Below are 25,007 nucleotides of genomic sequence, written 5' to 3'. Positions count from 1 at the left end.
CAATCTATTACAATGCTTACACAACTACATCATCATACATGAAACCCTTGAACCTAGCGTGAAAACGTGTAGGTACAAGGGTTATTCCCGTTGTACCTACACTCTACTGAAGAGCCTTGTAGGTATTTTGTCTACAAGGCTCTTTTTATTTTCGGCTTAGGGGAATGAAATAGGCATACATTAGAAGGGGAAAGGTGTGAAAATTTAGATGACAAAATGGAAACGAGCAAACCCGAATGGAACGAGAGATTATTTATTCGAAGAATGTACGTTAATTGAAGAAGTAGAACAAAAATTAAGGCTTACTTTTTTAGAGAGAGGTTATGAGGAAATAAGAACACCTACAATTGAATTTTATGATGTTTTTGCATTTCAAAATAGACCGATAGATGAAGAGAAGATGTATAAATTTTTTGATGAAAAGGGAAGGATTATCGTTTTACGTCCAGATATGACAATTCCTTTAGCGAGAGTTATTGGAACACAGAGATGGGATACGCCACTTAAAGTGACGTATAGCGGGAATGTATTTCGAGCGAATGAATCCCATTCTGGAAAATATAATGAAATCGTACAAAGTGGTATTGAAGTTATCGGGATTGATAATGTAAGAGCTGAAATTGAATGTGTAATAAGTGTCATTCAAGCACTTCAAAAGTTGAAGGTGCAATCTTTTACAATTGAGATTGGGCAAGTACAGTTATATAAATGTATTGTAAAAAAACTCTCCATCCAGGATGAAGAAGAAAGGGTACTTAGAACGTATATAGAAAGTAAAAATTATGCAGCCCTCTCAAATTTTATCGGAGAAAAGAAATTAGATCGATGCGATGAGACAGTAAGATTACTTGAGAAATTGCCAAGGCTATTTGGAAATTTAGAAGTTATTGAGGAAGCAGAAAAGCTTGCTTCAAGTAATGAAATGAAAATGGCAATTGCAAGAGTAAAAGAAATGTATGAAACAATTGAAACGTTAGGATATGGTTCTTACATATCAATTGATTTGGGCATGATTCAACACTTAGATTACTATACGGGTGTTATTTTCAAAGGATATATATATGAAATTGGAGAAGAAATCGTTAGTGGCGGAAGATACGATGAGCTAATTGGGAATTTTGGAGAAATGCTGCCAGCTGTTGGACTCGCGGTACAAGTAAATCAAATTGTGAAGGCGCTGCAAGAGCAGCAAGAACCATATGAACGAAATCAAATTGATATTGTGATTCATTATGAGTTAAATAGATTAGCGGAAGCAGAAAGGTTACGAAATTTACTTCGAAAGGATGGGAAAAATGCTTGGTTATCTCTATTCTCTAATTTAAGCGATACCTTTCAATTTGCAAGAAAAAATAAAATAGGAACGGTCGTTGAGGCAAAGAATGAATACTTAGTGGAATATGTATGGAATGAGAAATGGGTAGTCCAGAAAGAAGGAGAGGCTTCATGCGTAACATTCAAATTGCGTTAACGAAAGGAAGATTAGAAAAACATGTCATTCCACTTTTTGAGCAGATTGGAATTGATTGTTCCGAGCTCAAAAATAAAGGTCGGAAGCTTGTATTTCAAAGTAAAAATACAAATGTTTCATTTATTTTAGTAAAAGCGGTTGATGTTGCTACTTATGTAGAACATGGGGTAGCTGATATTGGCATCGTTGGAAAAGATATTTTAATGGAAAACGAGAAAGATATTTATGAAATGCTGGATTTAGGAGTGGGGATTTGTAAGTTTTGTGTTGCTTCTATTCCTACGTATAATCCGAAGAGTTACCGGAAGAAAAGAATCGCTACGAAATACCCCCATATTACTTCTACTTATTTTCATGATAAGGGAGAGGATGTAGAAATTATTAAGATAGAAGGTTCTGTAGAAATCGCTCCTCTTCTTGGATTGGCAGATGCGATTGTAGATATTGTTGAAACAGGAAAAACATTACAAGAGAATGGACTCATTGTATTTGAGGAAATGTACTTTATATCGGCTCGGATGATTGTAAATAAGGCAGCCTTAAAAACTAAAAAAGACGAAATATTCAGCATTATAAATATGATGGAGCAAGAAATCTTATCAGGGAAATAGGAGGATTTAAAATGGAAATCATTTATGAAGAATTTAAGGAGGCATTATCTAAAATAAAAGTGCTAAGAGAAAACGCTAATATAATAGAAGAAACTGTTCAAAGAAGTGTAAGAGAAATCATTAGACATGTAAGGGAAGGGAAAGATGAGGCTTTATCTTTCTATACAAAAAAGTTTGATGGTGTAGAGATGAAAAATTTTCGTGTAAGTGAAGAAGAAATACAGCAAGCGAGTATGTTTGTAGAGAATTCATTTTTAGAAGCTTTAAAAGAGGCGAAGAAAAACGTTGTTTCGTATCACGAAAAGCAAAAGAAGCACTCAATATTCGATTGTGAAAGTAAAGGGATAATTAGAGGGCAACTCATTCGGCCGTTAGAAAATGTAGGTGTATATGTACCGGGTGGGACAGCCTCATATCCTTCTTCAGTATTAATGAATGTATTGCCGGCGAAACTCGCAGGTGTGAAAAAGATTGTAATGGTAACACCGCCGAGGAAAGGAGGAATTGATCCACATATATTAGCTGCTGCAGATCTTGCGGGAGTAGATGAAATTTATACGATAGGTGGCGCACAAGCAATTGCTGCTTTAGCATACGGGACGGAATCGATTCCGAAAGTGGATAAAATAGTTGGACCGGGAAATTTGTACGTCGCTCTAGCGAAACGAGAAGTATACGGAATAGTAAATATCGATATGATTGCTGGTCCATCAGAAATTGTAGTTGTCGCGGATGAAACAGGTAATGCAAAATATATCGCAGCGGATTTATTATCGCAAGCAGAGCATGATGAGAGAGCAACGGCGATTTGTATTACAACGAATATGGAACTAGCTAAAGAAGTAGAAAAAGAGGTAGAAAGACAGTTAGAAACGTTACCAAGAAGTGAAATTGCACGTGAATCAATAAATAGAAATGGAGCCATCTTTATCGTTCCTTCTTTAGAGGAGGCGCTAAAGTTATCAAATGAAATTGCTCCAGAACATTTAGAGTTACATATAAAAGAACCAATGAATGCTCTAGATTATGTGAAACATGCAGGCTCTATTTTCCTTGGGCCATATTCACCTGAACCGCTCGGGGATTATTTAGCGGGACCGAATCATGTATTACCAACGAGCGGAACGGCAAGATTTTTTTCTCCGTTATCAGTCGATGATTTCGTGAAAAAATCAAGTTTTATTTCTTATACGGAGGAAGCATTAAAAAATGTACAGCATCATATTGTAGAGCTTGCAAATAAAGAAGGGTTACATGCACATGCGAGAGCAATCCAAATAAGGTTTGAGGAGGAAAAATAATGCGTCAGTCCAGTCAAGCACGTGAGACGACAGAAACAAAAATTAAATTAAATTTGCAGCTTGATGAAAGTACAAATGTATCTATTCAAACAGGGGTTGGTTTTTTCGATCATATGCTTACTTTATTTGCTAGACATGGAAGATTTGGATTGCAGGTTGAAGCAGAAGGTGATGTATTTGTCGATGCACATCACACCGTTGAAGATGTTGGAATTGTACTCGGAAATTGCTTGAAAGAAGCATTGCAAAACAAAGAGGGAATTAATCGTTACGGTTCTGCGTATGTACCGATGGATGAATCTTTAGGATTTGTCGCAATTGATATAAGTGGACGCTCATATTGTGTATTTCAAGGGGAATTAACAAATCCGAAGCTCGGGGATTTTGATACAGAATTGACGGAAGAATTTTTTAGAGCAGTTGCACATGCTGCCAATATTACATTACATGCGCGCGTTCTATACGGAAGTAATACACATCACAAAATTGAAGCATTATTTAAAGCTTTTGGTAGAGCGCTTAGAGAAGCGGTCGAAAAAAATGCCAACATTACTGGTGTAAATTCAACGAAAGGAATGTTGTAATTGATTGCCATTATAGATTATGGAATGGGGAATATTCGCAGTGTAGAGCAAGCATTAAAATATATTGGCGCAGAGTACATTGTAACGAGTGATAAAAAAGAGATATTGAGAAGCGATGGCGTGATTTTACCGGGAGTAGGTGCATTTCCGAAAGCGATGGACGTATTAGAAGAAAGAGATTTAGTGTGTGTACTAAAAGAGGTTTGTGATATAGGAAAACCACTCCTCGGTATATGTTTGGGCATGCAGCTTTTATTTGAACGAAGTGAGGAACTAAAAGATTGTAGCGGGTTAGGTTTACTACCAGGGGAAATTCGTAAGTTAAAAGTTTCGTATAAAATTCCTCATATGGGATGGAATGAATTAAGGAAGGAAAGAGAATTTCCGCTTTGGAATGGATTAGTGGATGGTTCTTTCGTGTATTATGTTCACTCATATTACGCGGATTGTCCAGATGAAATTGTATGCGGAGTAAGTGATTATGGAATGCAAGTACCAGGGTTTGTCGCGAAAGGAAATGTATTTGGTGCACAGTTTCATCCAGAAAAAAGTGGCGAAATTGGCATGCAAATATTAAAAAATTTTCAAGGGGTGGTAGAAGCATGGAAATCTTCCCAGCTATCGATTTAAAAGAAGGACGATGCGTTAGACTTTATCAAGGAGAGTTTAGTAAAGAAACGGTGATGAATGAAGATCCAGTAGCGCAGGCGATCATATTTGAAAAGCTTGGAGCGGAAATACTACACATTGTTGATTTAGACGGTGCAATTGCTGGCGAGTCTTTAAATTTGCCCGTCATTGAAAAAATCTGCAAGGCGGTACGTATTCCTGTGCAAGTGGGAGGAGGAATTCGTTCACTTGTAACGGTGGAGAAGTTATTGTCAGCAGGTGTAGAAAAAGTGATTTTAGGAACAGCAGCTCTTTATGATAAGTCATTTTTAGAGGAAGCAGTTCGTCTATATAAAGAGAAAATCATTGTTGGAATTGATGCGAAAAATGGTTTCGTAGCAACGAGAGGTTGGCTTGATCTATCTGAAATTTCTTACGTTAGTTTAGCGAAACAAATGGAAAGTTTAGGTGTTCAAACGATTGTGTTTACAGACATTTCGAAAGACGGGACGCTTGCAGGTCCAAATTTTGAACAATTAGCGATACTTCAAAAAAGTGTGGGCATTCGTCTCATCGCCTCTGGAGGAGTGGCATCTATTCAAGATGTGAAAAAGTTAAATGATATGAATATATATGGTGTCATAATTGGAAAGGCGCTTTACGAGAAAACGATTGATTTAGAAGAAGTATTACAGGTAACGAAGTTATGTTAGCGAAACGAATTATTCCATGTCTAGATGTGAAAGAAGGGCGAGTCGTAAAGGGTGTAAATTTTATAGGATTACAAGATGTCGGTGATCCGGTTGAAATAGCTGAAGCATATAACGAGGCAGGGGCAGATGAAATCGTATTTTTAGATATTACGGCGACTCATGAAGGAAGAAAAACGATTATAGATGTTGTAGAAAAAACAGCAGCAAAAGTATTTATTCCTCTTACGGTTGGCGGGGGGATATCAAGTGTAAAAGATATGTACAATTTACTAAGAGCTGGGGCAGACAAAGTTTCAATAAACTCAGCGGCAGTGCGAAACCCGAAGTTAATAGAAGAAGGGGCAGAACACTTTGGATCACAATGTATTGTCGTGGCAATTGATGCTAGAAAAGTAGCAGAAGGTAAATGGAACGTATATGTCAACGGCGGAAGAGTTGACACAGGAATGGATGCCATAGAATGGGCGAAGCGTGTTGTTAAACTTGGGGCAGGTGAAATTTTGTTAACGAGTATGGATGCAGATGGAACGAAAAGCGGATATGACCTTCGTTTAACAGAAGAAATTTCAAAAAGTGTTTCTATTCCAGTCATCGCATCAGGAGGCTGTGGTCATACGGATCATATTATAGAAGTTTTTCAAAAGACAACGGTTGATGCAGCGTTAGCGGCATCCATCTTTCATTATGGTGAGGCGACAGTGCAGAGTGTAAAGCGAAAATTAAGAGATGCAAATATTGAGGTGCGGTTATGAAACCTAATTTTTCAAAAGGATTAATACCGGCAATTGTCATCGAAGAAGGTACGAAAGACGTTTTAATGCTAGCTTATATGAATGAAGAAGCATATAAAAAAACGTTAGAGACGAAAAGAACATGGTTTTATTCTCGTTCGAGGCAGTCGTTATGGAATAAGGGGGAAACATCAGGGAATGTTCAATATGTGCAATCTTTATATTTAGATTGTGATCAAGATTCAATTGTTGTGAATGTGAAACAAGTAGGACCTGCTTGTCATACGGGAGAGAAGACATGTTTTCACTATCAAATTATATAGGGGGATACATATGGAAAATGCCTTTAAGTTGCTGTATAAAACAATTGAAGAACGAAAGGGAAGCCCACTTCCTGAATCGTATACAAATTATTTATTTTCAAAAGGAGAAGATAAAATTTTAAAGAAGATTGGTGAAGAGTGTGCTGAAGTAATTATCGCATGTAAAAATAATGATAAAGAAGAAGTAGTGAAAGAAATGGTTGATGTATTTTATCACTGTTTCGTTTTATTAGCTGAAAAAAATATTGCATTGGAAGATGTGATGCGAGAGGTGAAAGAACGAAATGGAAAGCTTTCGAGAGTTGGGGATAGAAGGGAAATAGATACATTATAAGGGGGAATGTATATGAAAGTAGATTATCATCTTCACTTAGAAGAAGGACCGTATTCAATAGGATGGCTTGCTAAAATAAATGAAGCGTTGGAATGTTATGAACCGCTTCAAGAAAGACATTCTATTGATTGGCTTATGAAAACACAAGAGCGTTTGCAAAAGCGTGTGAAGGAAGGGCCATTTACAACAGAATGGATAGATCTATATTTAGAAGAAGCTGTGCGAAAAGGAATAAAAGAAGTGGGAATTGTTGATCATCTATATCGTTTTCATGAAGCAAAAGGATATTATGAAAAATATGTAGATATTAGTGATTCTAAGCTCGGTCGTATACAGAAAGAATGGTTAGATCAAGTAAGGGTAGTTTCACTGTATGATTTTACAAAGGCAATTGAAGAGGCGAAAGAACGATGGGGGAAAAGAGGTGTCACACTTAAACTTGGAATTGAAGCGGATTATTTTATTGGTTGTGAAGGAGAGTTAAAAGAATTATTAGCGCTAGGAGACTTTGATTATGTAATTGGTTCCGTTCATTTTCTAAATGGCTGGGGATTTGATAATCCAGATACGAAAGAATATTTTGAGGTGCATGACCTACGCGCGTTATATGATATGTTTTTTAAAACAGTTGAGAGTGCGATTCGTACCGAGTTATTTGATATTATCGCTCATCTTGATAATATAAAGGTATTTAATTATCGATTGGATGAGAATGAACAGCTTTCTTATTATGAGGAAATTGCCTGTGCATTAGTAGAAACGAATACGGCAACAGAAATAAATGCAGGATTATACTATCGTTATCCTGTTCGTGAAATGTGCCCAAGTCCACTATATTTACAAGTATTAGCTAAGTATGGTGTTCCAATTACGATTTCTTCGGATGCCCATTACCCAAATGATTTAGGGAATTATGTACAAGAAAATATACAAACATTACGAGCTCACGGTGTTACTCAGGTTGCAACATTTACGAAGCGAGCAAGAGTAATGAGGTCGCTTGAAGAAGAAGTAACAAATTCAAAATGAAACGCAATTTTTTGATGAAAACTGTCCTTTTTGTTCAAAATAAGAAAGAATGAAAAGGAGGGTAAGAAATGGCGAAACAACAAAACAAACAAAATGTACAAGGTGCACAGCAACAAGCTTATACTTCTGAAACGAATGCTGCATCTCAATCGGTTATTGAGGAGCAAATTAGCGATACGGTTGCAGAAGGAACTATTGATGTGAAGCTTGGAAAAGAATCGCAGGAAAAAGCGTAAGAAGAGGGGAGAGTTGCATCTCCTCTTTTTTCATGGAAAAGTGTCGATTTTCAAAACTATAATCAAATTCCTTGGTTTTTATATGTGGATTTCTTACAATGAAATATAAGAGATGTCTTATTTTCTATAGAAGAGGTGTTAGTAGTGGCAAAAATATTAGTAGCGGGAAAAATTCCGGAAATTGGATTAGAACTATTAAAAGATCATAATGTAGAAATGTACAATAAAGAGGAGTTAATTTCTATAGATGAATTAACAGAGCGTGTAAAAGATAAAGATGCATTGTTAAGTTTACTTTCGACAAAGGTGCCAAAAGAAGTTATTGATGCAGCGCCTCATTTAAAGATTGTTGCAAACTATGGTGCTGGTTACGACAATATTGATTACACGTATGCGGGCGAAAAAGGAATTGCAGTTACGAATACACCGAAAGTATCAACGGAAGCGACTGCAGAATTAACATTTGCACTTCTTTTAGCAGCGGCGCGTAGAATTCCTGAAGGGGATACGTTATGTCGTACGACTGGATTTAACGGATGGGCACCGTTATTTTTCTTAGGACGAGAAGTCCATGGTAAGACAATCGGAATTATAGGTCTTGGAGAAATCGGGAAGGCTGTTGCAAAACGTGCGAAAGCATTTGGAATGGATGTTTTATATACAGGGCCAAATCGTAAGCTTGAAGCTGAAAGTGAACTGGGAGCAACGTATGTGACGTTGGAAGAATTATTACAAACAGCAGACTTTATTACAATTAACTGTGCTTATAATCCGAAATTACATCATATGATTGATGAAGAGCAGTTTAAAATGATGAAGAAAACAGCGTATATTGTAAATGCTTCACGTGGACCAATTATGAATGAAGCAGCACTTGCTCATGCATTAAAAACGAATGAAATTGAAGGAGCAGCTCTTGACGTGTTTGAATTTGAACCGAAAATTACAGAAGAGCTAAAAGAATTAAAGAATGTAGTACTTGCTCCACACGTAGGGAATGCAACATTTGAAACTCGTGATGCGATGGCTGAAATGGCTGTCAGAAATATTTTAGCTGTATTAAACGGCGAAGAGCCAGTAACACCTGTAAATCAAAAGGTATTAGTTACAAAATAAAAAGAAACCTTCCGGACTCGGAAGGTTTTCTTATTTTTCTTTATTGGCTTTTTTAGACGGTCTTTGTCTAATGAATTGAGATAACATGTACAAAATATATAGTGGAATGGCAATGAATAAGAAAACAGAAAAATTTCCAAATCCTGTTTGATACATTGTAATAATGATTCCAACTAAAAATAGTGTAATAATGATGCTATATCGTGGAATTGGTACATCTTTTAAACTCGGGATACGAATGCGGCTCACCATTAAAAATGCGAACGTTACAAATACGGTAATAAGAACGATTTTTGGAATGGTATGTGAAAATAATGTTAAGAAAGCAACAAGCCCTCCCGCTGCTGTAATCGGTACTCCAGTGAAATATTTCATTGAAGTAGAAGATGGTGTTACATTAAATCGTGCTAAACGATATGCTCCGAAAAGAGGGAATAATCCCGCTATGTATAATCCGATGATTCCGTAGTTTGAGAAAGATGTGTAATACATTAAAACAGCTGGTGCTGCACCAAATGTTACGACATCTGCAAGCGAGTCGAGCTCTTTTCCCATTTGTGAATCAACACGTAATAAACGAGCAACACGACCATCAAGACTATCTAACATCATCCCGATAAGTACTAAAATAGCAGCTGATTTATAATATCCTAAAGATGCATAGCCGATTGATAAAAATCCGCTATATAAATTTCCGAGCGTAAATAAGTTTGGAATAGCTGCTCTATACAAAATCTGATCCCTTGCTTTCTGTAATAAATTCTTAATTAGTGTATGAAAGTTTACTTATTTTATCATACCATAAATTTATTCCTCATACGAAAGAAATTACCAATTTGTGAAAGATTTCATAGAAGGATGGTTCGAAAATTAAGTGAAAATAAAAAGAGGAAGCAACTTGTATAAAGTTGCTTCCTTTACTATTCAAATTTCGTTGTCATCGTTCCGGTTTTATATCGATTATTAGGATCGAAGCGTAATAAATCTCCATAAATTAATTTATCGGAGAGTTTTAATTCTGTTTTTGCTTTTTCAATATACGGCTGACATAACGTCATGTCAGCTTCTTCACCCGTACTTCTTTTGTAGCACATATTTTTTGTATAAACATACTCTTCAGAAACAAAGCTACCATCACGCATTACCATAAGCGGGTCTTTCTCTTTAATAAATAAGTCAGTTCCAAATTCAACGGATTTATTTGTTTTAATACCAAGTAAATGAAGGAGCGTTGGCTTAATATCAATTTGACCGGATACTTTAGAAACAACTTTTCCTTCTTGGCCAGGCACATGAATAATAAGAGGGACTCGTTGTAATTGCATAGAATCGAATGGTGTAATAGTATCTTTTCCTAGGAACTGTGCCATAGCTGCGTTATGGTTTTCGGAAATACCGTAATGATCACCATAAATGACAATAACGGAATTATCATATAATCCTTCTTCTTTTAATTGTTGAATAAATAATTTAAGAGCTTCATCTGTGTAACGAACAGTTGGGAAGTAGCGGTTTACAACACCACTTTCCGAGTTGAATTCATCAACATATTGATCTTCCGGATTTAGAAGAAACGGAAAATGATTTGTTAATGTAATAAATTTTGTATAGAACGGTTGCGGTAAAGATTTTAGCTTTGGAATAGATTGTTCAAAGAACTCTTTATCTTTTAATCCCCAACCGACAGACATTTGCTCCGTTCCTGCGTAATCATTTAAATTAAAATAACGATCATATCCAAGCGCAGGATACATTACATCCCGATTCCAAAACGTTTTATCGTTTGAATGGAAGACGGCAGAAGAATATCCGTATTTCTTTAATTGTTCTGGTGTCGCTGTGTATTCATTTGTTGCATGAGTAAAGAATACAGAACCACGATCTAGCGGATAAAGTGAGTTTTCAACGATAAATTCAGCATCAGAAGTTTTGCCTTGTCCAGTTTGATGATAGAAGTTATCGAAATAGAAACTATCCTTAATAAATTCATTTAAAAATGGTGTAATTTCTTTTCCATTTATTTTTTTATTAATAACAAAGTTTTGTGTAGATTCCATTGAAATTAAAATTACATTTTTACCTTTTGCAGCTCCAAATAAGTTTTTATCAACTTGTTTGTCTTTTGAGTCTGTATAGTTTTTAATTTCAGAAAACCCATCTCCACTTGCAAATACACGCTCAGCTGAAGACTTGGATTGAAGCGTAATGTCAAATAGATGGTATGTGTATAAACCTAAATTCTTCACGACAGTTTGACGGTCAAATGAGCGCGAGAACATTTGTGGTTTATAAATAACTGATACAACAATTTGTAGTGCTAATAAAGCTGTTACACCGCTAAAGAAAGTTCGCTTCTCTGAGCGGGAAAGTGGTGTTTTGTCGCCAAATGATGGGAATTTACGTGAAATAAACATTAAAATAATTGCATCTGCAAATAAAAGTAATGTTTTGTACGTAAAGAGTTCTTTTATACTTGTCCCTAAATCAGCCATATTGTTTGTTTGGAATAAAACAGGGAAAGTAACGAAATCGTTATAGAACCCATAAAACATTGCGTTTCCAAATAAAATAAATGACAGTATAAAACTGATTCCAATTATAATTCGGTTTCGGTGCTTAGATGCAAGTAAAGCTAAGCCGAAAAATAAAAGTAACGCAGCTAGTGGATTGATAAAAAGCATGAATTCTTCAAAGAAATTATCAATTTTAATATCAAATGCTAGCTTGTACACAATATATGTTTTAATCCATAGTAAAACGACTGCAACGAGTGCAAATCGCAGTTTTGGAAACAGATGTTGTAGCATAATATACTCCTCTCCTAAAAAGCATGACAGTTCTTGTGAGTCAGTTTGCTTAACGACTCATTTTATATATACGAACAGTCCTTTGTTATTATGATTATTATACTATGAGTATCATTATACGAAAATAAAAGAAGGTTGTGGGCTTTTTTATAATAATCGAGTAGAAAAAGAGTGGTGGGAGACAATAAAACAGAATTTCTATGTATGATAATTATCGTACGCAGAAAGAATCGCGTGATAATACGGAGGTTATAATGCGAAAATTATTATATTTTATAGCATGCAGTAGTGTTATACTTTTTACTTCACCGAGTGTGTCGGTAGCCCAATATGATGCACCTCTTATGGAAGATGCACTTTATTCTGTTTTATTTCCAAAAATAAATAAAGCAATTGAAAAACAATATGGAAGTTTGAAACCTTATCAATGTCCTAAAATTATTAGTTTAAAAAAAGTGTATAGCGGTACATATTTATTTCAAGCAAGTATTGAAGTGACAAAGTATGAACGTGTTGCTGGGAAAATTGCTCCACCATTTGAGAAGGTAACGATTACATTTAATAACGAAGAAGGCGAATGGGAAGTGACAAAGATTTCAGTAAAGCGCTTACCAAATGATACGAAACTAAACTGTAAAAAAACAATATAAAAAATTGTTTGACAAATAAAATGGTCCTTTGGTATTGTTAATAGCAACAATTAGATGTTTGAAAATTAAATAGACTTACCTCATCTACTCTCAAAGGTAGAGGCCGCGATAGGAAAGAGTAAGCTATGGGAGATTTAATGGAATCTGTGATCATAGGTTGAAAGGGACTATTGCCGAAATATAAGAATAACCATCTTATTCATATATTGGGACTGCATTGAATAAATGTAGTACTGTCATAAGATTTATTTTATGGAGAGCTATTTGGAGATGTTGATGCGGTTTCTTATTTTGAGGAGATAACAACTCGTTTATTTTTTCAATATATATTTTTCCTAATAAGAAACGCGTGTGAACATTGTTCCGCGCGTTTTTTGTCTATCTAAAAGCGTGCTGCAATGAATAGAAGATTGGGGTTATGAGTTTTAGAGGAAATAAGGGAGGAATTTAAATGTATTTACACGGCACAAGCCGAATTAATGGGCAAGGACACTTAGAAATTGGAGGGTGCGATACGACGCAGCTAGCAAAGCAATACGGAACACCACTTTATGTATACGATGAAGAGTCTATTCGAGGAAAATGCCGAGCATTTCATCGTGCTTTTAAAGAAAGTGGTTTCTCTTATCAAGTAGCATATGCAAGCAAGGCGTTCTTGTGCATGGAGATGTGCCGAGTAGCTCGTGAAGAGAATATGTCATTAGACGTTGTTTCTGGGGGAGAATTATATACTGCGCTCCAAGCAGGATTTCCGGCATCACGTATTCATTTTCATGGAAATAATAAAACAGAAGAAGAAATAGTGATGGCTCTTCAGGCGAATATCGGTTGTTTTGTCGTAGATAATTTCTTTGAATTAGAAGTTTTACACGATTTAGCGATGCAACATGGGAAATTTGTGAACATATTAATTCGTGTAACGCCTGGAGTAGAGGCGCACACACATGAATATATTACAACAGGTCAAGATGATTCGAAATTTGGATTTGGTGTTTCAAACGGTCAAGCAATGCAGGCAATTGGATTTGCTTTACAAAAATCCAATTATAATGTGCTAGGAATCCATTCACATATTGGGTCGCAAATATTTGAAACAGCTGGTTTTGTTCGAGCAATTGAAGTTCTTCGCCAATTTTTAGAAGAAGTGAGAGAGCAAACAAACTATGTAGTAAAAGTGTTAAATGTAGGCGGGGGATTTGGAATACGTTACACAGAGTCAGATACACCATTAACTCTTGAGACATATGTGCGAGCTGTAACAAGTGCAGTGAGAGAACAATTTACTGTATGTGAATATCCATTGCCAGAAATATGGATTGAGCCAGGCCGTAGCATTGTAGGTGATGCTGGGACAACAATTTATACAGTTGGATCTGTGAAAGATATTCCTGGTATTCGGAAATATGTATCAGTCGATGGTGGAATGACAGATAATTTAAGACCTGCTTTATATAATGCGCGTTATGAAGCGATGTTAGCGAATCGAGCGAATGATGAGAATGAGGAACTCGTTTCGATTGCCGGGAAATGCTGTGAGAGTGGAGACATGTTGATTTGGGATATTCATTTACCGAAAGTCGCTGCTTCTGATTTACTAGCAGTTTCCTGTACAGGAGCATACGGGTACTCGATGGCGAATAATTACAATCGGATTCGAAGACCAGCCGTTGTCTTTGCAAAAGGCGGAACATCGCAAGTAGTTGTGGAACGCGAAACATATGAAAATATTATTGGGAACGATCGCATACGTATTAAAGAGCTTGTCTAAATAGGAAAAGGAGTTGTTCGAATGGGCAATTCCTTTTTTATAAAATAAAATAATTAAAATATATCGGAAAACTAGGATTGAAAAAAATCAGAATTGTGATAAAATACAAATACAAAGCTTATCAAGAGAAGCGGAGGGAACTGGCCCGAAGAAGCTCGGCAACCTGCTTATAGAAAGCAAGGTGCTAAATCCAGCAAAATGGGATCCATTTTGAAAGATAAGGTAAAATATATTACCGAACAGTCTTTTCGAAATGGGAAAGATTTTTTTTATGAATAAAAAGGGGGGCTGTTCGCGTGAGTGTACGGGAACATTTTGATGAAGTATCCGAGAAGATTGAAGCGATGCTTGCTGATATGAAATATGGTTCAATTACAATTGTTGTGCAAGATGGGAAAGTAATTCAGTTAGAGAAAAGTGAAAAAGTACGTTTAAAGTGAAAAGCGCTGACTAGAAAAACTAGAGGCGGTTTTAACCTATTTTCATTAGGTTAAAACCGTCTTTTTGCTTTTACAGGGGGAAAAAACATGTTGACGTATGAAACGTGGGAAGAAAATGTTGTTTCGTTTTCGGAAGAAGATGAAACAAAAGGTGCGTTATCAGTATTAAATTGGGCTTATAAAGAATATAAAGATGAGGTTGTCTACGCATGTAGCTTTGGGGTGGAAGGTATGGTATTGCTACACATTATAAACCAAGTAAATCCATCTGCTAAAGTTGTATTTTTGGATACAAATGTTCATTTTCAAGAAACGTATGAATTAATTCGAAAAGTGCGGGAACGATTTCCTTCATTGAATATTATAGAAAAACAGCCAGAACTTACACTTGATGAACAGGCGAAGTTGCATGGTGAAAAACTGTGGGAGAGCAATCCGAATCTTTGTTGTAAGATTAGAAAAATTTTACCTTTAGAAAAATCATTAGTCGTGGAAAAAGCATGGATATCGGGCTTAAGAAGGGAACAATCAGAAACACGTAAGCATACAAAGTTTATAAATCAAGATCATCGTTTTCAATCTATTAAAGTTTGTCCACTCATTCATTGGACGTGGAAAGAAGTTTGGCGATATGTATACAAACATAGCTTGCCGTATAACCCGTTGCATGATGTTGGCTATCCAAGTATTGGGTGTGAGAAATGTACGTTACCTGTAGGGGATGGTGGCGATTCAAGAGATGGTAGATGGGCTGGAAAAGTGAAAACTGAATGTGGTCTTCATTACCAATAAGATGAATCTTGAAATAAAGCTAAGAGAGGATATAGAAAAATGAGCATAGTAAACGAATTAGTAAACCGTATAGATGAGACATATGACGTATCACAAATTGAAAAAGAAATTAAATTAGACAATATTGCGTTAAGTGATTTAGAACTATTGGCGACAGGTGGATATAGCCCCCTTACTGGTTTTTTAGGGAAGGAAGATTATGATTCTGTTGTAGAAACGCTTCGTTTAGCAAATGGTAGTGTGTGGAGTATACCGATTACATTACCGGTAACAGAAAAAGTCGCAGAAAGCCTGAAGGCTGGAGAGGAAGTAAAGCTTGTCAACAATGGAAATATATACGGTGTCATTCAAATAGAAGATATTTTTGTACCAGATAAAGAAAAAGAAGCGTTACTTGTATATAAAACAACGGATGAGGCTCATCCAGGAGTGAAAAAATTATATGAACGACCAAACGTTTACGTTGGAGGAACTATTATTCTAACAAAACGCTTTGAAAATAATCAATTTCCTTCTTATCATTTAGACCCAATTGAAACGAGGGAAGCATTTAAAAAACGTGGGTGGAAAACAGTGGTCGGATTTCAAACGAGAAACCCGGTACATCGTGCCCATGAGTATATTCAAAAATCTGCTCTTGAAATTGTAGATGGTCTCTTTTTAAATCCGCTCGTTGGAGAAACGAAATCGGATGATATTCCTGCTGATGTAAGAATGGAAAGCTATGAAGTACTTCTTCAAAACTATTATCCGAAAAATCGTGTCTTTTTAAGTGTATTTCCTGCTGCCATGCGTTACGCAGGACCAAGGGAAGCGATATTTCATGCGTTAGTAAGAAAGAATTTTGGATGTACCCACTTTATAGTAGGGCGTGATCATGCTGGAGTAGGAGATTATTACGGAACGTATGAAGCGCAAGAAATCTTCACAAATTTTACGATAGAAGAGTTAGGAATTACACCACTATTCTTTGAGCATAGTTTTTACTGCACGAAATGTGAAGCGATGGCTTCAACGAAAACATGTCCGCACGGAAAAGAAGATCATGTTATTTTATCGGGTACGAAAGTAAGAGAATTATTAAGAAACGGTGAGATTCCGCCAAGTACATTTAGTCGTAAAGAAGTAGTGGAAGTGCTAATTAAAGGCTTGAAAAAAGAAGTAGTAACAGAATAGGGAGAGAACGAGATGGATACGAATATTACTTGGCATACAGCTTCGGTTTCAAAAGATGAGAGAAGAGTGAAGAATGGACATCATAGTTTTGTAATTTGGTTTACTGGTTTATCAGCTTCGGGTAAATCTACAGTAGCGAATGCGGTCGCTCGTAAACTGTTTGAAAAGAATATTGGAAATTATGTGCTGGATGGGGATAACATTCGCCACGGTTTAAATAAAGACTTAGGATTTTCTGAAAGTGATCGCATGGAAAATATAAGACGTATTGGCGAAGTGGCAAAGTTATTTGTAGACCAAGGAGCAGTTGTCCTTACAGCATTTATTTCACCATTTCGAGTAGACCGCAAACAAGTAAGAGATTTATTAGCGGCAGATGAATTTATTGAAATTTTTGTGAAGTGTCCGATTGAAGAGTGTGAGAAACGTGATCCGAAAGGACTTTATAAAAAGGCAAGAAAAGGTGATATTAAGGATTTCACAGGTATTGATTCGCCTTATGAAGAGCCAGAGCTAGCGGAATTAATTGTAGAAACGCACAAATATTCTATTGAAGAATGTGCAGAACAAATCGTGAAGTACTTACAAGAGCGTAGTTTTATATAGGGGGATAAACAATGAGTTATGAAAAAGTATGGGCTAACAATGAAAAATTAAATCAGACCGAGAAAAATAAATTAGAAAAAGATGGCTTAGAAATTTTTAATGATATTCCTTACTATGCGGAAAATGGTTTCGAATCTATTCCGAAAGAAGAGTGGGATGCCTTTAAATGGGCAGGCTTGTATTTACAAAGACCGAAAGAAGCTGGTTATTTTATGATGCGGGTAAATATTCCGTCAGGGATTATTACAAATGCACAGGCAGAAGTACTTGCTTCTATCGCTGAAGATTATGGACGTAATGTAATAGATATTACGACGAGACAGGCGATTCAGTTTCACTGGTTAGAAATTCAGCAAATTCCAGATATTTTTAAAAGATTAGCAAGAGTTGGGTTATCTTCAGCGGGGGCTTGTGGTGATATAACGCGGAATATTACAGGTAATCCGCTTGCTGGCATTGATGCAAATGAACTATTCGATACAACGCATATTGTAAAAGAAGTATATGATTACTTCCAACATAATGAAGAGTTTTCTAACTTGCCACGTAAATTTAAAATGTCTATTAGTTCTAATATTTATAATTCAGCAAACGCAGAAATTAACTGTGTTGCATTTACGCCTGCAACGAAAGAAATAGATGGTGAGAAAAAAGTTGGTTTTCATATAAAAGTAGGTGGAGGATTATCAGCTCGACCGTATTTAGCTGATGAATTAGATGTATTCGTTTTACCAGAAGAAGTGAAGGCGGTGGCGATTGCGATTGCTACTATATTCCGTGATTTTGGATATCGTGAAAAACGTCATTTAGCTCGGTTGAAATTTCTTGTTGCGGACTGGGGAGCAGAGAAATTTAAAGAGAAACTAATAGAGTATACAGGGCCTTTACAAAGTAAAGGGGAAAGTGCACTCAAAGGATGGAATGCAGGCTATTTTTATGGTGTTCAAGACCAAAAACAAAAGGGATTAAAATATGTAGGTTTTAATGTACCGGTAGGTCGTTTACATGCAGAAGAAATGTTTGAGATTGCAAGAATCGCAAAGCAATATGGAAATGGACAAATTCGTACATGTAACTCGCAAAACTTCATTATTCCGAACGTTCCTCCAGAAAATGTAAAAGGATTACTTAGTGAACCGCTGTTTGAAGCGATATCTGCTAGCCCGAAATCATTTATTGGTCATGCGGTTTCATGTACCGGTATTGAATATTGTAATCTTGCACTAGTAGAAACGAAAGAAAGATTACGAAAAATTGCAGAATACTTAGATACACAAATTGCACTCGATGTTCCAGTTCGAATTCATATGGTAGGCTGCCCGAATTCATGTGGTCAACGTCAAATTGCTGACATTGGGCTACAAGGGGTGAAAATGAAAACGAAGGAAAAAGGTATTGTTGAAGCGTTTGAAATATACGTAGGTGGAACATTGTTAGATGGCGGTGCCTACAATCAAAAGTTAAAAGGAAAAATAGATGGCGAGGATCTACCTGATGTACTCGCATCATTTATAAGTTATTTCAAAGAGAATAAATTACCAGCCGAAACATTTTATGATTTTGTAGGTCGTGTTGGTGTAGACATATTACAAATAGCGTTAAATAACGTGTTAGAAGAAGTCATAGCGTCTTAGGGGGGACAATATGGATTTATATCGATTTGAAGCTGTATTAGTGAGTGATATTGTTCCGATTGTTGTTGTTGCTCAAAGTGAAGAACAGGCATTTAAGCTTGCGGAGATTGAGCTTGAAAAACATTTTTTACCGTTGCCAGAGGTAAAAGAGATTTCTTTGTTTGAAAAAAAGAAGATTCGAAAAGGTGCAGCATTTGTTATTCATGAGTAGAGATTAGTAATACGAAAAAATAAAAACTTCCATTCTTATATACGAATGGAAGTTTCATTTTAATAGTAGAAATGAGGAGAGATGATGGGGAAGGTTTATATTGTTGGAGCGGGTCCTGGCGATCCAGATTTAATTACTGTTAAAGGGTTGAAATGTATTGAGAAGGCAGATGTTATTTTATACGATCGCCTTGTGAATAAAGAGCTGCTTTCACACGCAAAGCCTGACGCGGATTTAATTTATTGCGGGAAACTCCCGAATTATCACACGATGAAGCAAGAAACAATTAATACATTTCTTATTAAGTATGCGAAAAAAGGGAAAGTTGTAACGAGGCTTAAGGGCGGCGATCCATTTGTATTTGGTAGAGGGGGAGAAGAAGCGGAAGCATTAGCAAAGCAAGGTGTACCATTTGAAATCGTCCCAGGTATTTCATCTGGAATAGCTGCACCTGCTTATGCTGGTATTCCAGTGACGCACCGTGATGCAAGTGCAAGTTTTGCTATTGTGACTGGGCATAGGAAAGAAGGTGCTGAAGAAGAAGTGAAATGGAAAAGTTTAGCGAAAGGTGTAGAGACTTTAGCGGTATATATGGGGGTTAGTAATTTGCCCTACATATGTGAGCAACTTATGAAGCATGGAAAAGATAAAAGTACGCCAGCTGCTATTATTGAGCAGGGGACGACGTCTATGCAACGCACAGTTGTTGGAACGTTAGGGACAATTGTAGATGTTGCGAAAAAAGAGCAAATTCAAAATCCGAGTATGATTGTAATTGGAGAGGTTGTCCGTTTTAGAGAAAAAATTCATTGGTTTGAGAAGCAGACAGAAAATGCTTATCAAGTAAGTGGAGTGTTGTAAAATGAAAGCCGTCTTATATATATGTCATGGAAGTCGTTTGAAGACAGCGAAAGAAGAGGCGATTCAATTTATTACATCGTGCATGAGCCGTATAGAAGCGACTATTCAAGAAGTTTGTTTTTTAGAGTTAGCGAATCCTTCTATTGAAGATAGTTTTCGTACATGTGTGAAGCGTGGGGCCACTGAGATTATTGCTATCCCTGTTTTTTTATTAGCGGCAGGTCATGTAAAAAAAGATATCCCTTTTGAATTGGAAAAGTTAACCAATCAATTTTCGGATGTTAAAGTGACCTATGGTAATCCGTTTGGTGTATCAGAAACACTTGTTAAATCGGTGTATAGCGGAAGTGGCATCGAACAGGAAGATAAAAATGAAGTGACGTTACTTCTTGTTGCAAGAGGGAGCAGTGATCCTGAAGTATTAAGAGATATAAACTGGATTGCTTCTTTATTTCAAACAAAAGAGAAGGTTAAAAAAGTAGAAGTTTGTTATTTAGCGGCTGCAGAGCCAAAATTTGAGGAGAAGTTAAAGGAAGTTGTAGAACGAAAAGAAAAGAACATCGTTGTACTGCCTTACTTGTTATTTACAGGTTTACTTATGAAACATATTGAGAAAGAAGTGCGCCAATATGAAGTGGAAGAGATAAAAATTAGTCCATATTTAGGGAAGAATGAAGCGTTTCAAGATATGTTAATTCAGAAAACGACGGAGTTATTGAAAGGAGATCAGTATGTATCCACTTACAGTGCGAGTTAATGAGAAACGCGTTGTTGTTATTGGCGGGGGAAAAGTTGCAGGATTTAAAATTATTCCTTTACTCAAACAGGGTGCGGATATAGTTGTGATAAGTCCAGAATTAGATGCGAATTTAGTAAAACTTGTGGAAGAAAAGAAAATTCGTTGGTATCAAAGAGAATATGAAAAAAGTGATATTAAAAGTGCTTTTTTAGTTGTTGCAGCGAGTAGTGATTCAATATTAAATGAACAAGTTGCTGAAGATGCCGCTGAGAATCAATTAGTAAATGTTATTACAAATCCGGAAAGTGGTAATGTTCATTTTCCGGCAGCGATTCATCGTGGTTTACTTAATATAGCAGTTTCTACTGGGGGAGCGAGCCCGAAGCTCGCAAAAAAAATTCGAGATGATATTGCAAATAAATATGATGAGACATATGAATCGTATTTAGATTTTTTATATGAAGTAAGGTTGAAGTTAAAAGATTTACAGTTAGAAAAGAGGGAACGAAATATATTGCTCCAAGAAGTGTTGAAATCAGTATATGTGCAAAATGAGGGGAAAAGAGAAAGTTTTTTACGTGAGTTAGAGGAAAAGGTTTTAAAATAATAAAAGATAAAGTGCGCTTTACAAATATAAAAATATAATTTATAATCACAAGTAACTTCAATAGATGAAATCGATGAGCAAGAAGAGTACGTATATTTGATGCGTTCAGAGAGCTGGGGTTAGGTGGGAGCCCGGTACGATAAAATATACAGAATGGGCTTGCGAGAGGTATGTTGAACATTGTAGTAGGCAACCCGGGTTCCGCCGTTAAAAGGATAGAGTATCGGAATTATTCCTGTACTTGAACAAGTGGGATTTATCAATCCAATTGAGGTGGTACCACGGTATTTACATTACATATATCGTCCTCTACATGCATATTTGCGTGTAGGGGACTTTTTTATTTTCTAAAGGAGGTGTGCGAGTATGAAATGAAAGTGTATAATTAACAAAAGTTTAAATATTCAGAAAAGGAGAAATTATGATGAAAGAAACACAGCAATGGACGTCGAAAATAGGCTTTGTACTCGCAGCAGCCGGAGCCGCAGTAGGTCTTGGTGCGATATGGAAATTTCCATATGTTGCAGGTAATGGCGGGGGAGGCGCATTCTTCCTTGTATTTTTACTATTAACTTTATTTATAGGTATGCCTCTTCTAATAGCGGAGTTTGTTATTGGACGTAGCACGCAAAAAGAGGCGGTTACAGCTTATAAAGTACTAGTGCCAAATAGCAAATTATATCCTTGGATTGGTCGTATGGGAGTTGTTACTTGTTTTAGTGTACTATCTTTTTATAGTGTTGTAGGTGGATGGATTTTACTTTATTTATATTATAGTGTGACAGGAAGTTTCTGGAATGGTGCAGCTGATTATGGACAATTGTTCGGTGAAACGATTTCAAATCCATTAAGTGCGATTGGAGCACAATTTATCTTTATGCTTTGTACGATTTTTGTTGTAAGTAAAGGTGTAGAGAAAGGTATAGAAAAGGCAAGTAAGTACATGATGCCGCTATTATTTATTTTATTTATTGCGATTATTGTTCGTGCGTTAACACTCGATGGTGCTTTTGCTGGAGTAGAGTTCTTCTTAAAACCAGATTTTTCAAAGCTTACAGCAGATACAATTTTATATGCGATGGGACAATCTTTCTTCTCGCTAACTGTAGGTGCCTCGGTAATGGTAACGTATAGTTCGTATTTAAAGAAAGAGGAACATTTAGCGAAATCGGCAACATCTATTGTAAGTTTAACTGTTTTTGTTACAGTACTTGCAGGATTAGCAATTTTCCCAGCGATTTTCGCATTAGGAGTTAAACCGACTGAAGGACCGGGATTACTGTTTATCGTCCTTCCAGCAGTATTTGCAAAAATACCATTTGGTCAATTTTTCTTTATTATGTTTTTAATTTTATTCTTCTTTGCGACTTTAACATCAGCAATTTCAATGCTTGAAATTGTAGTAGCATCTGTTGCGAAAGGTAATGAGAAGAAGCGTCCGTCAGCATCATTATTAATTGGTATTCTTATTTTTGCAGTCGGTATTCCATCAGCGTTATCATTTGGGATTATGAGTGACGTGAAAATATTTGGGAAAACATTCTTTGATTTAGTCGACTTTTCGGTAAGTAACGTATTGCTGCCGTTAGGAGTACTAGCTATTTCATTATTTGTACCAAATAAAATGAGTAAAGAGTTGTTGATGAAAGAATTAGAAGTGACGGAAACGAAAGGGAAAACGTTATTTAACATTTGGTTCTTCTTACTTCGTTATGTTATTCCGGTAACTGTAATAATTGTATTTTTAAATGCGATAGGTGTATTTAAAATGTTTGCATAAAAAAAGGCGGGGATCTCCCGTCTTTTTTTATGTTGATGAATGTAATAGACGATTATAAGCTTTATAGGCTGTGGTGACTGCGAGGAATGAACCGATTAAAAATAAAACTGAGCCGCCAAATGTAAATATCCGGCCAATATACGTTTCTCTAGCTTCTTCTATTTTTTGTTGTAATTGCGTATTCATATGGATCACCTCGTAAACTATAGGCATTTAGTTATAGTCTATGTAGAATGCCTATATTGTGTGAAGTGTAAATGAAAAACCTCGGTAGGCACCGAGGTTTTTTATAATCCGATATAAGGAGATGGGTCAACTGCGTTTGTCTTGCCGACATTCCATTCTCCAAGATGAAGTTCGAAGTGTAAATGTTGTCCGTATGATTGGCCCGTATTCCCCATAAATCCAAGCTGATCGCCTTGTTTTACAGTTTGTCCATTCGATACAGAACGACTATTCATATGAGCATATACTGTCGTATATGTTTTTCCGTTTATACGGTGAGATAAATACACTACGTTTCCGTAACTAGATGATAATTCTGAGCGAATAACAACGCCATCTGCAGCAGCGATAATTGGAACCGTTCCCGAAGCAGCGATGTCAATTCCTTTATGGTTATCTAAAGAACGTACACCAAATCCGGAAGTTTTTGATCCAGCTGCTGGTTTGATAAAACCACCGATATTTGTATCATGTGGTGTTGGGGCCGCTTGAGCAGATTTAGTAGCTTGTTGTTTGCGAGCCTCTTCTGCCTGGCGGGCTTCTTCCGCTTTACGAGCTTCTTCCGCCCGTTTTTCTTCTTCAATTGCTTTTTGAACAGCTTGACGTTGATTTTCTAAAATGCCCTTGGATTCTTCTAATCCTTCAATCTCTGAATCTACTTTTGCTACTTTCGTATGTAGATCGTTAATAAGAGTTTGTTGCTGCTGTTGGTTATTTTGTAATTCTTGTTGTTTTTGTTCTAGTTTTTGTTCAGAGTCTTTCAGTTGTTGTTCTTTTTTCTCAACAGCCTCTTTTTCTGTCGTTACAGCATTTTGATCAGATGTTTGTTTTTTTACAATATCTGTATCGTTGTTTAATATTAAACTTACGGAGTACATATTATCAACAAGATCAGCAATGTTTGTAGAGTTTGTTAATACTTCTGTAATGATATTTGTACGCGGTTTTTCTTGCATAGATTGTAATCGTTGTTTAATAACTTCCTGACGTGTATCTATGTTTGTTTGTAATTGTTCTATATGTTTCTTTTTGTCAGTAATTACTTGTTGTGTTTTGCTAATTTCTTTTTTTGTATCGTTTAATTCAGTCTCATTTTTATTAATGGAAGTAGTTAATTCATCAATTTTCTTCTGTAATTCTTGAATTTCTTTTTCTATTTGTTCTTTCTCGACTGATTTATTTTGTAAGTCACTTTGTTTGCCTTCTAATTCAGATTGAATGTTAGATAATTTATCTTGATTCGTTTCAGCGTATACGGGTGAAAGTAACGGGGAAGCAAAAATCGTTCCTGCTGCTAAAACACTAAACGCTGCAAATTTCTTTTTCATTGTTGTCTGACTCCTTTCCCTATGAATGTTATATATCATAAGAAGAAGGGTGTCTATCGTTGTAATCATAATGTAAAGAAAATTTTATAAAATTGCTAAGTTTTGTCGGAATTTATCATTTTTCAACTGTAATTGTCATAGTGCTTACATTTTATTCATATGTGTAACAAAGGTATATTTTGGAATTTTCCTGTAAAATGAAGGAGGAAAGTAATCGTTTTTATGAGGTGAAATATTACTTGGAAAGCTAATAAAACACTAGTGAGGAATCGTTCTCATGTGAGGTTTTCTGACATGGGTCTACTTTTTGTCAAGAAAATTATTT

General features: G+C 36.1%; 28 protein-coding genes, 2 riboswitches and 1 other annotated feature. Of the genes, 24 read left to right on the top strand and 4 right to left on the bottom strand.

From position 1 onward, the window contains the following. The first annotated feature begins 208 nt into the window (after window positions 1–208). The 12 genes from MR107_RS03505 (at window position 209) to MR107_RS03450 (ending at window position 9,058) form a co-directional block, all read left to right on the top strand. On the top strand, window positions 209–1,471 hold the full coding sequence (locus MR107_RS03505; protein ID WP_000170298.1) for an ATP phosphoribosyltransferase regulatory subunit: 1,263 nt from the start codon (window positions 209–211) through the stop codon (window positions 1,469–1,471). Continuing rightward, a complete protein-coding gene (gene hisG, locus MR107_RS03500; RefSeq protein ID WP_001244493.1) occupies window positions 1,447–2,082 on the top strand; it encodes an ATP phosphoribosyltransferase in 636 nt (211 codons plus the stop codon). Before MR107_RS03505 ends, hisG begins: the two co-directional genes overlap by 25 nt. Before the next feature lie 11 nt (window positions 2,083–2,093). Further along, entirely contained in the window at window positions 2,094–3,383 is a 1,290-nt protein-coding gene (gene hisD, locus MR107_RS03495) for a histidinol dehydrogenase (RefSeq protein WP_000402933.1), read from the top strand. After that, entirely contained in the window at window positions 3,383–3,967 is a 585-nt protein-coding gene (gene hisB / locus MR107_RS03490) for an imidazoleglycerol-phosphate dehydratase HisB (protein ID WP_001249949.1), read from the top strand. The genes hisD and hisB overlap by 1 nt, the downstream gene beginning before the upstream one ends. Continuing rightward, window positions 3,968–4,597, top strand: coding sequence for an imidazole glycerol phosphate synthase subunit HisH (hisH, locus tag MR107_RS03485; RefSeq protein ID WP_000560360.1), 630 nt, complete (start codon window positions 3,968–3,970; stop codon window positions 4,595–4,597). Beyond that, window positions 4,570–5,289 carry a 1-(5-phosphoribosyl)-5-[(5-phosphoribosylamino)methylideneamino]imidazole-4-carboxamide isomerase gene (gene hisA / locus MR107_RS03480; RefSeq protein ID WP_000402298.1) on the top strand — a complete coding sequence of 240 codons (720 nt, stop codon included), beginning with the start codon at window positions 4,570–4,572 and terminating at the stop codon, window positions 5,287–5,289. The genes hisH and hisA overlap by 28 nt, the downstream gene beginning before the upstream one ends. Next, window positions 5,283–6,041 (top strand): imidazoleglycerol phosphate synthase cyclase subunit, encoded by a 759-nt coding sequence (gene hisF, locus MR107_RS03475; protein WP_000880108.1) that lies wholly within the window; start codon window positions 5,283–5,285, stop codon window positions 6,039–6,041. Before hisA ends, hisF begins: the two co-directional genes overlap by 7 nt. Then, window positions 6,038–6,343, top strand: a complete 306-nt coding sequence (hisI, locus tag MR107_RS03470) for a phosphoribosyl-AMP cyclohydrolase (RefSeq protein ID WP_000803956.1) — start codon at window positions 6,038–6,040, stop codon at window positions 6,341–6,343. The genes hisF and hisI overlap by 4 nt, the downstream gene beginning before the upstream one ends. Window positions 6,344–6,353: 10 nt before the next feature. Continuing rightward, complete coding sequence (hisE, locus tag MR107_RS03465; protein WP_000426358.1) at window positions 6,354–6,677, top strand: phosphoribosyl-ATP diphosphatase; 324 nt, start codon at window positions 6,354–6,356, stop codon at window positions 6,675–6,677. A 12-nt stretch (window positions 6,678–6,689) separates the two neighbouring features. Then, a complete protein-coding gene (locus MR107_RS03460) occupies window positions 6,690–7,706 on the top strand; it encodes a histidinol phosphate phosphatase domain-containing protein (RefSeq protein WP_000861836.1) in 1,017 nt (338 codons plus the stop codon). 68 nt (window positions 7,707–7,774) lie between these two features. After that, window positions 7,775–7,942: a YozQ family protein gene (locus tag MR107_RS03455; protein ID WP_001118878.1), complete on the top strand. Its 168-nt coding sequence runs from the start codon at window positions 7,775–7,777 to the stop codon at window positions 7,940–7,942. 144 nt (window positions 7,943–8,086) lie between these two features. Further along, window positions 8,087–9,058, top strand: a complete 972-nt coding sequence (locus MR107_RS03450; RefSeq protein ID WP_001062858.1) for an NAD(P)-dependent oxidoreductase — start codon at window positions 8,087–8,089, stop codon at window positions 9,056–9,058. A 30-nt stretch (window positions 9,059–9,088) separates the two neighbouring features. On the opposite strand, the gene pssA is transcribed toward MR107_RS03450, so the two are convergent. Both pssA and MR107_RS03440 read right to left on the bottom strand, forming a co-directional pair. Then, on the bottom strand, window positions 9,089–9,790 hold the full coding sequence (gene pssA, locus MR107_RS03445) for a CDP-diacylglycerol--serine O-phosphatidyltransferase (RefSeq protein WP_000285417.1): 702 nt from the start codon (window positions 9,788–9,790) through the stop codon (window positions 9,089–9,091). A 188-nt stretch (window positions 9,791–9,978) separates the two neighbouring features. Next, window positions 9,979–11,865 carry an LTA synthase family protein gene (locus tag MR107_RS03440; protein ID WP_000939078.1) on the bottom strand — a complete coding sequence of 629 codons (1,887 nt, stop codon included), beginning with the start codon at window positions 11,863–11,865 and terminating at the stop codon, window positions 9,979–9,981. Between the two features lie 254 nt (window positions 11,866–12,119). Between MR107_RS03440 and MR107_RS03435 the strand changes: the two genes are divergently transcribed. The 12 genes from MR107_RS03435 to MR107_RS03380 all read left to right on the top strand — a co-directional run bounded on the left by MR107_RS03435 (window position 12,120) and on the right by MR107_RS03380 (window position 23,129). After that, window positions 12,120–12,515 carry a DUF3888 domain-containing protein gene (locus tag MR107_RS03435; protein ID WP_001228823.1) on the top strand — a complete coding sequence of 132 codons (396 nt, stop codon included), beginning with the start codon at window positions 12,120–12,122 and terminating at the stop codon, window positions 12,513–12,515. Window positions 12,516–12,604: 89 nt separating this feature from the next. Next, a riboswitch (Lysine riboswitch) is annotated at window positions 12,605–12,786 on the top strand. Between the two features lie 180 nt (window positions 12,787–12,966). Next, window positions 12,967–14,283, top strand: a complete 1,317-nt coding sequence (gene lysA / locus MR107_RS03430) for a diaminopimelate decarboxylase (protein ID WP_000280642.1) — start codon at window positions 12,967–12,969, stop codon at window positions 14,281–14,283. A gap of 115 nt (window positions 14,284–14,398) precedes the next feature. Continuing rightward, window positions 14,399–14,507: riboswitch (SAM riboswitch) on the top strand. Window positions 14,508–14,579: 72 nt separating this feature from the next. Then, entirely contained in the window at window positions 14,580–14,723 is a 144-nt protein-coding gene (locus MR107_RS03425) for a YezD family protein (protein ID WP_000116158.1), read from the top strand. 87 nt (window positions 14,724–14,810) lie between these two features. Next, the gene (locus MR107_RS03420) at window positions 14,811–15,515 is read left to right on the top strand and encodes a phosphoadenylyl-sulfate reductase (RefSeq protein WP_000959022.1); all 705 of its coding nucleotides are present in this window, start codon (window positions 14,811–14,813) and stop codon (window positions 15,513–15,515) included. 39 nt (window positions 15,516–15,554) lie between these two features. Continuing rightward, window positions 15,555–16,691, top strand: a complete 1,137-nt coding sequence (sat, locus tag MR107_RS03415; protein ID WP_000029491.1) for a sulfate adenylyltransferase — start codon at window positions 15,555–15,557, stop codon at window positions 16,689–16,691. 12 nt (window positions 16,692–16,703) lie between these two features. After that, window positions 16,704–17,297: an adenylyl-sulfate kinase gene (gene cysC / locus MR107_RS03410; protein ID WP_086404322.1), complete on the top strand. Its 594-nt coding sequence runs from the start codon at window positions 16,704–16,706 to the stop codon at window positions 17,295–17,297. Between the two features lie 11 nt (window positions 17,298–17,308). Next, window positions 17,309–18,931 carry a nitrite/sulfite reductase gene (locus tag MR107_RS03405; RefSeq protein ID WP_000119620.1) on the top strand — a complete coding sequence of 541 codons (1,623 nt, stop codon included), beginning with the start codon at window positions 17,309–17,311 and terminating at the stop codon, window positions 18,929–18,931. 10 nt (window positions 18,932–18,941) lie between these two features. Then, window positions 18,942–19,142 carry a DUF3906 family protein gene (locus MR107_RS03400; RefSeq protein WP_000366918.1) on the top strand — a complete coding sequence of 67 codons (201 nt, stop codon included), beginning with the start codon at window positions 18,942–18,944 and terminating at the stop codon, window positions 19,140–19,142. A gap of 84 nt (window positions 19,143–19,226) precedes the next feature. After that, on the top strand, window positions 19,227–20,003 hold the full coding sequence (cobA, locus tag MR107_RS03395; protein ID WP_000521257.1) for a uroporphyrinogen-III C-methyltransferase: 777 nt from the start codon (window positions 19,227–19,229) through the stop codon (window positions 20,001–20,003). Between the two features lies 1 nt (window position 20,004). Then, the gene (locus MR107_RS03390) at window positions 20,005–20,760 is read left to right on the top strand and encodes a sirohydrochlorin chelatase (RefSeq protein ID WP_000648892.1); all 756 of its coding nucleotides are present in this window, start codon (window positions 20,005–20,007) and stop codon (window positions 20,758–20,760) included. Then, the gene (locus tag MR107_RS03385) at window positions 20,735–21,349 is read left to right on the top strand and encodes an NAD(P)-binding protein (RefSeq protein ID WP_000283356.1); all 615 of its coding nucleotides are present in this window, start codon (window positions 20,735–20,737) and stop codon (window positions 21,347–21,349) included. The genes MR107_RS03390 and MR107_RS03385 overlap by 26 nt, the downstream gene beginning before the upstream one ends. 64 nt (window positions 21,350–21,413) lie before the next feature. Next, window positions 21,414–21,662 (top strand) — a binding site (T-box leader). A gap of 111 nt (window positions 21,663–21,773) precedes the next feature. Further along, window positions 21,774–23,129 (top strand): sodium-dependent transporter, encoded by a 1,356-nt coding sequence (locus tag MR107_RS03380; protein ID WP_000665430.1) that lies wholly within the window; start codon window positions 21,774–21,776, stop codon window positions 23,127–23,129. Between the two features lie 27 nt (window positions 23,130–23,156). On the opposite strand, the gene MR107_RS03375 is transcribed toward MR107_RS03380, so the two are convergent. Together MR107_RS03375 and MR107_RS03370 are read right to left on the bottom strand one after the other, a co-directional pair. Beyond that, the gene (locus MR107_RS03375) at window positions 23,157–23,315 is read right to left on the bottom strand and encodes a hypothetical protein (protein WP_001096001.1); all 159 of its coding nucleotides are present in this window, start codon (window positions 23,313–23,315) and stop codon (window positions 23,157–23,159) included. A gap of 101 nt (window positions 23,316–23,416) precedes the next feature. After that, a complete protein-coding gene (locus tag MR107_RS03370; protein ID WP_000726086.1) occupies window positions 23,417–24,682 on the bottom strand; it encodes a murein hydrolase activator EnvC family protein in 1,266 nt (421 codons plus the stop codon). Window positions 24,683–25,007: the final 325 nt, after the last annotated feature.

Source organism: Bacillus cereus group sp. BfR-BA-01441, assembly GCF_022663075.1.
GTDB classification, from domain to species: Bacteria; Bacillota; Bacilli; order Bacillales; family Bacillaceae_G; genus Bacillus_A; species Bacillus_A cereus.
This window is presented reverse-complemented; position numbering and strand designations above follow the sequence as displayed.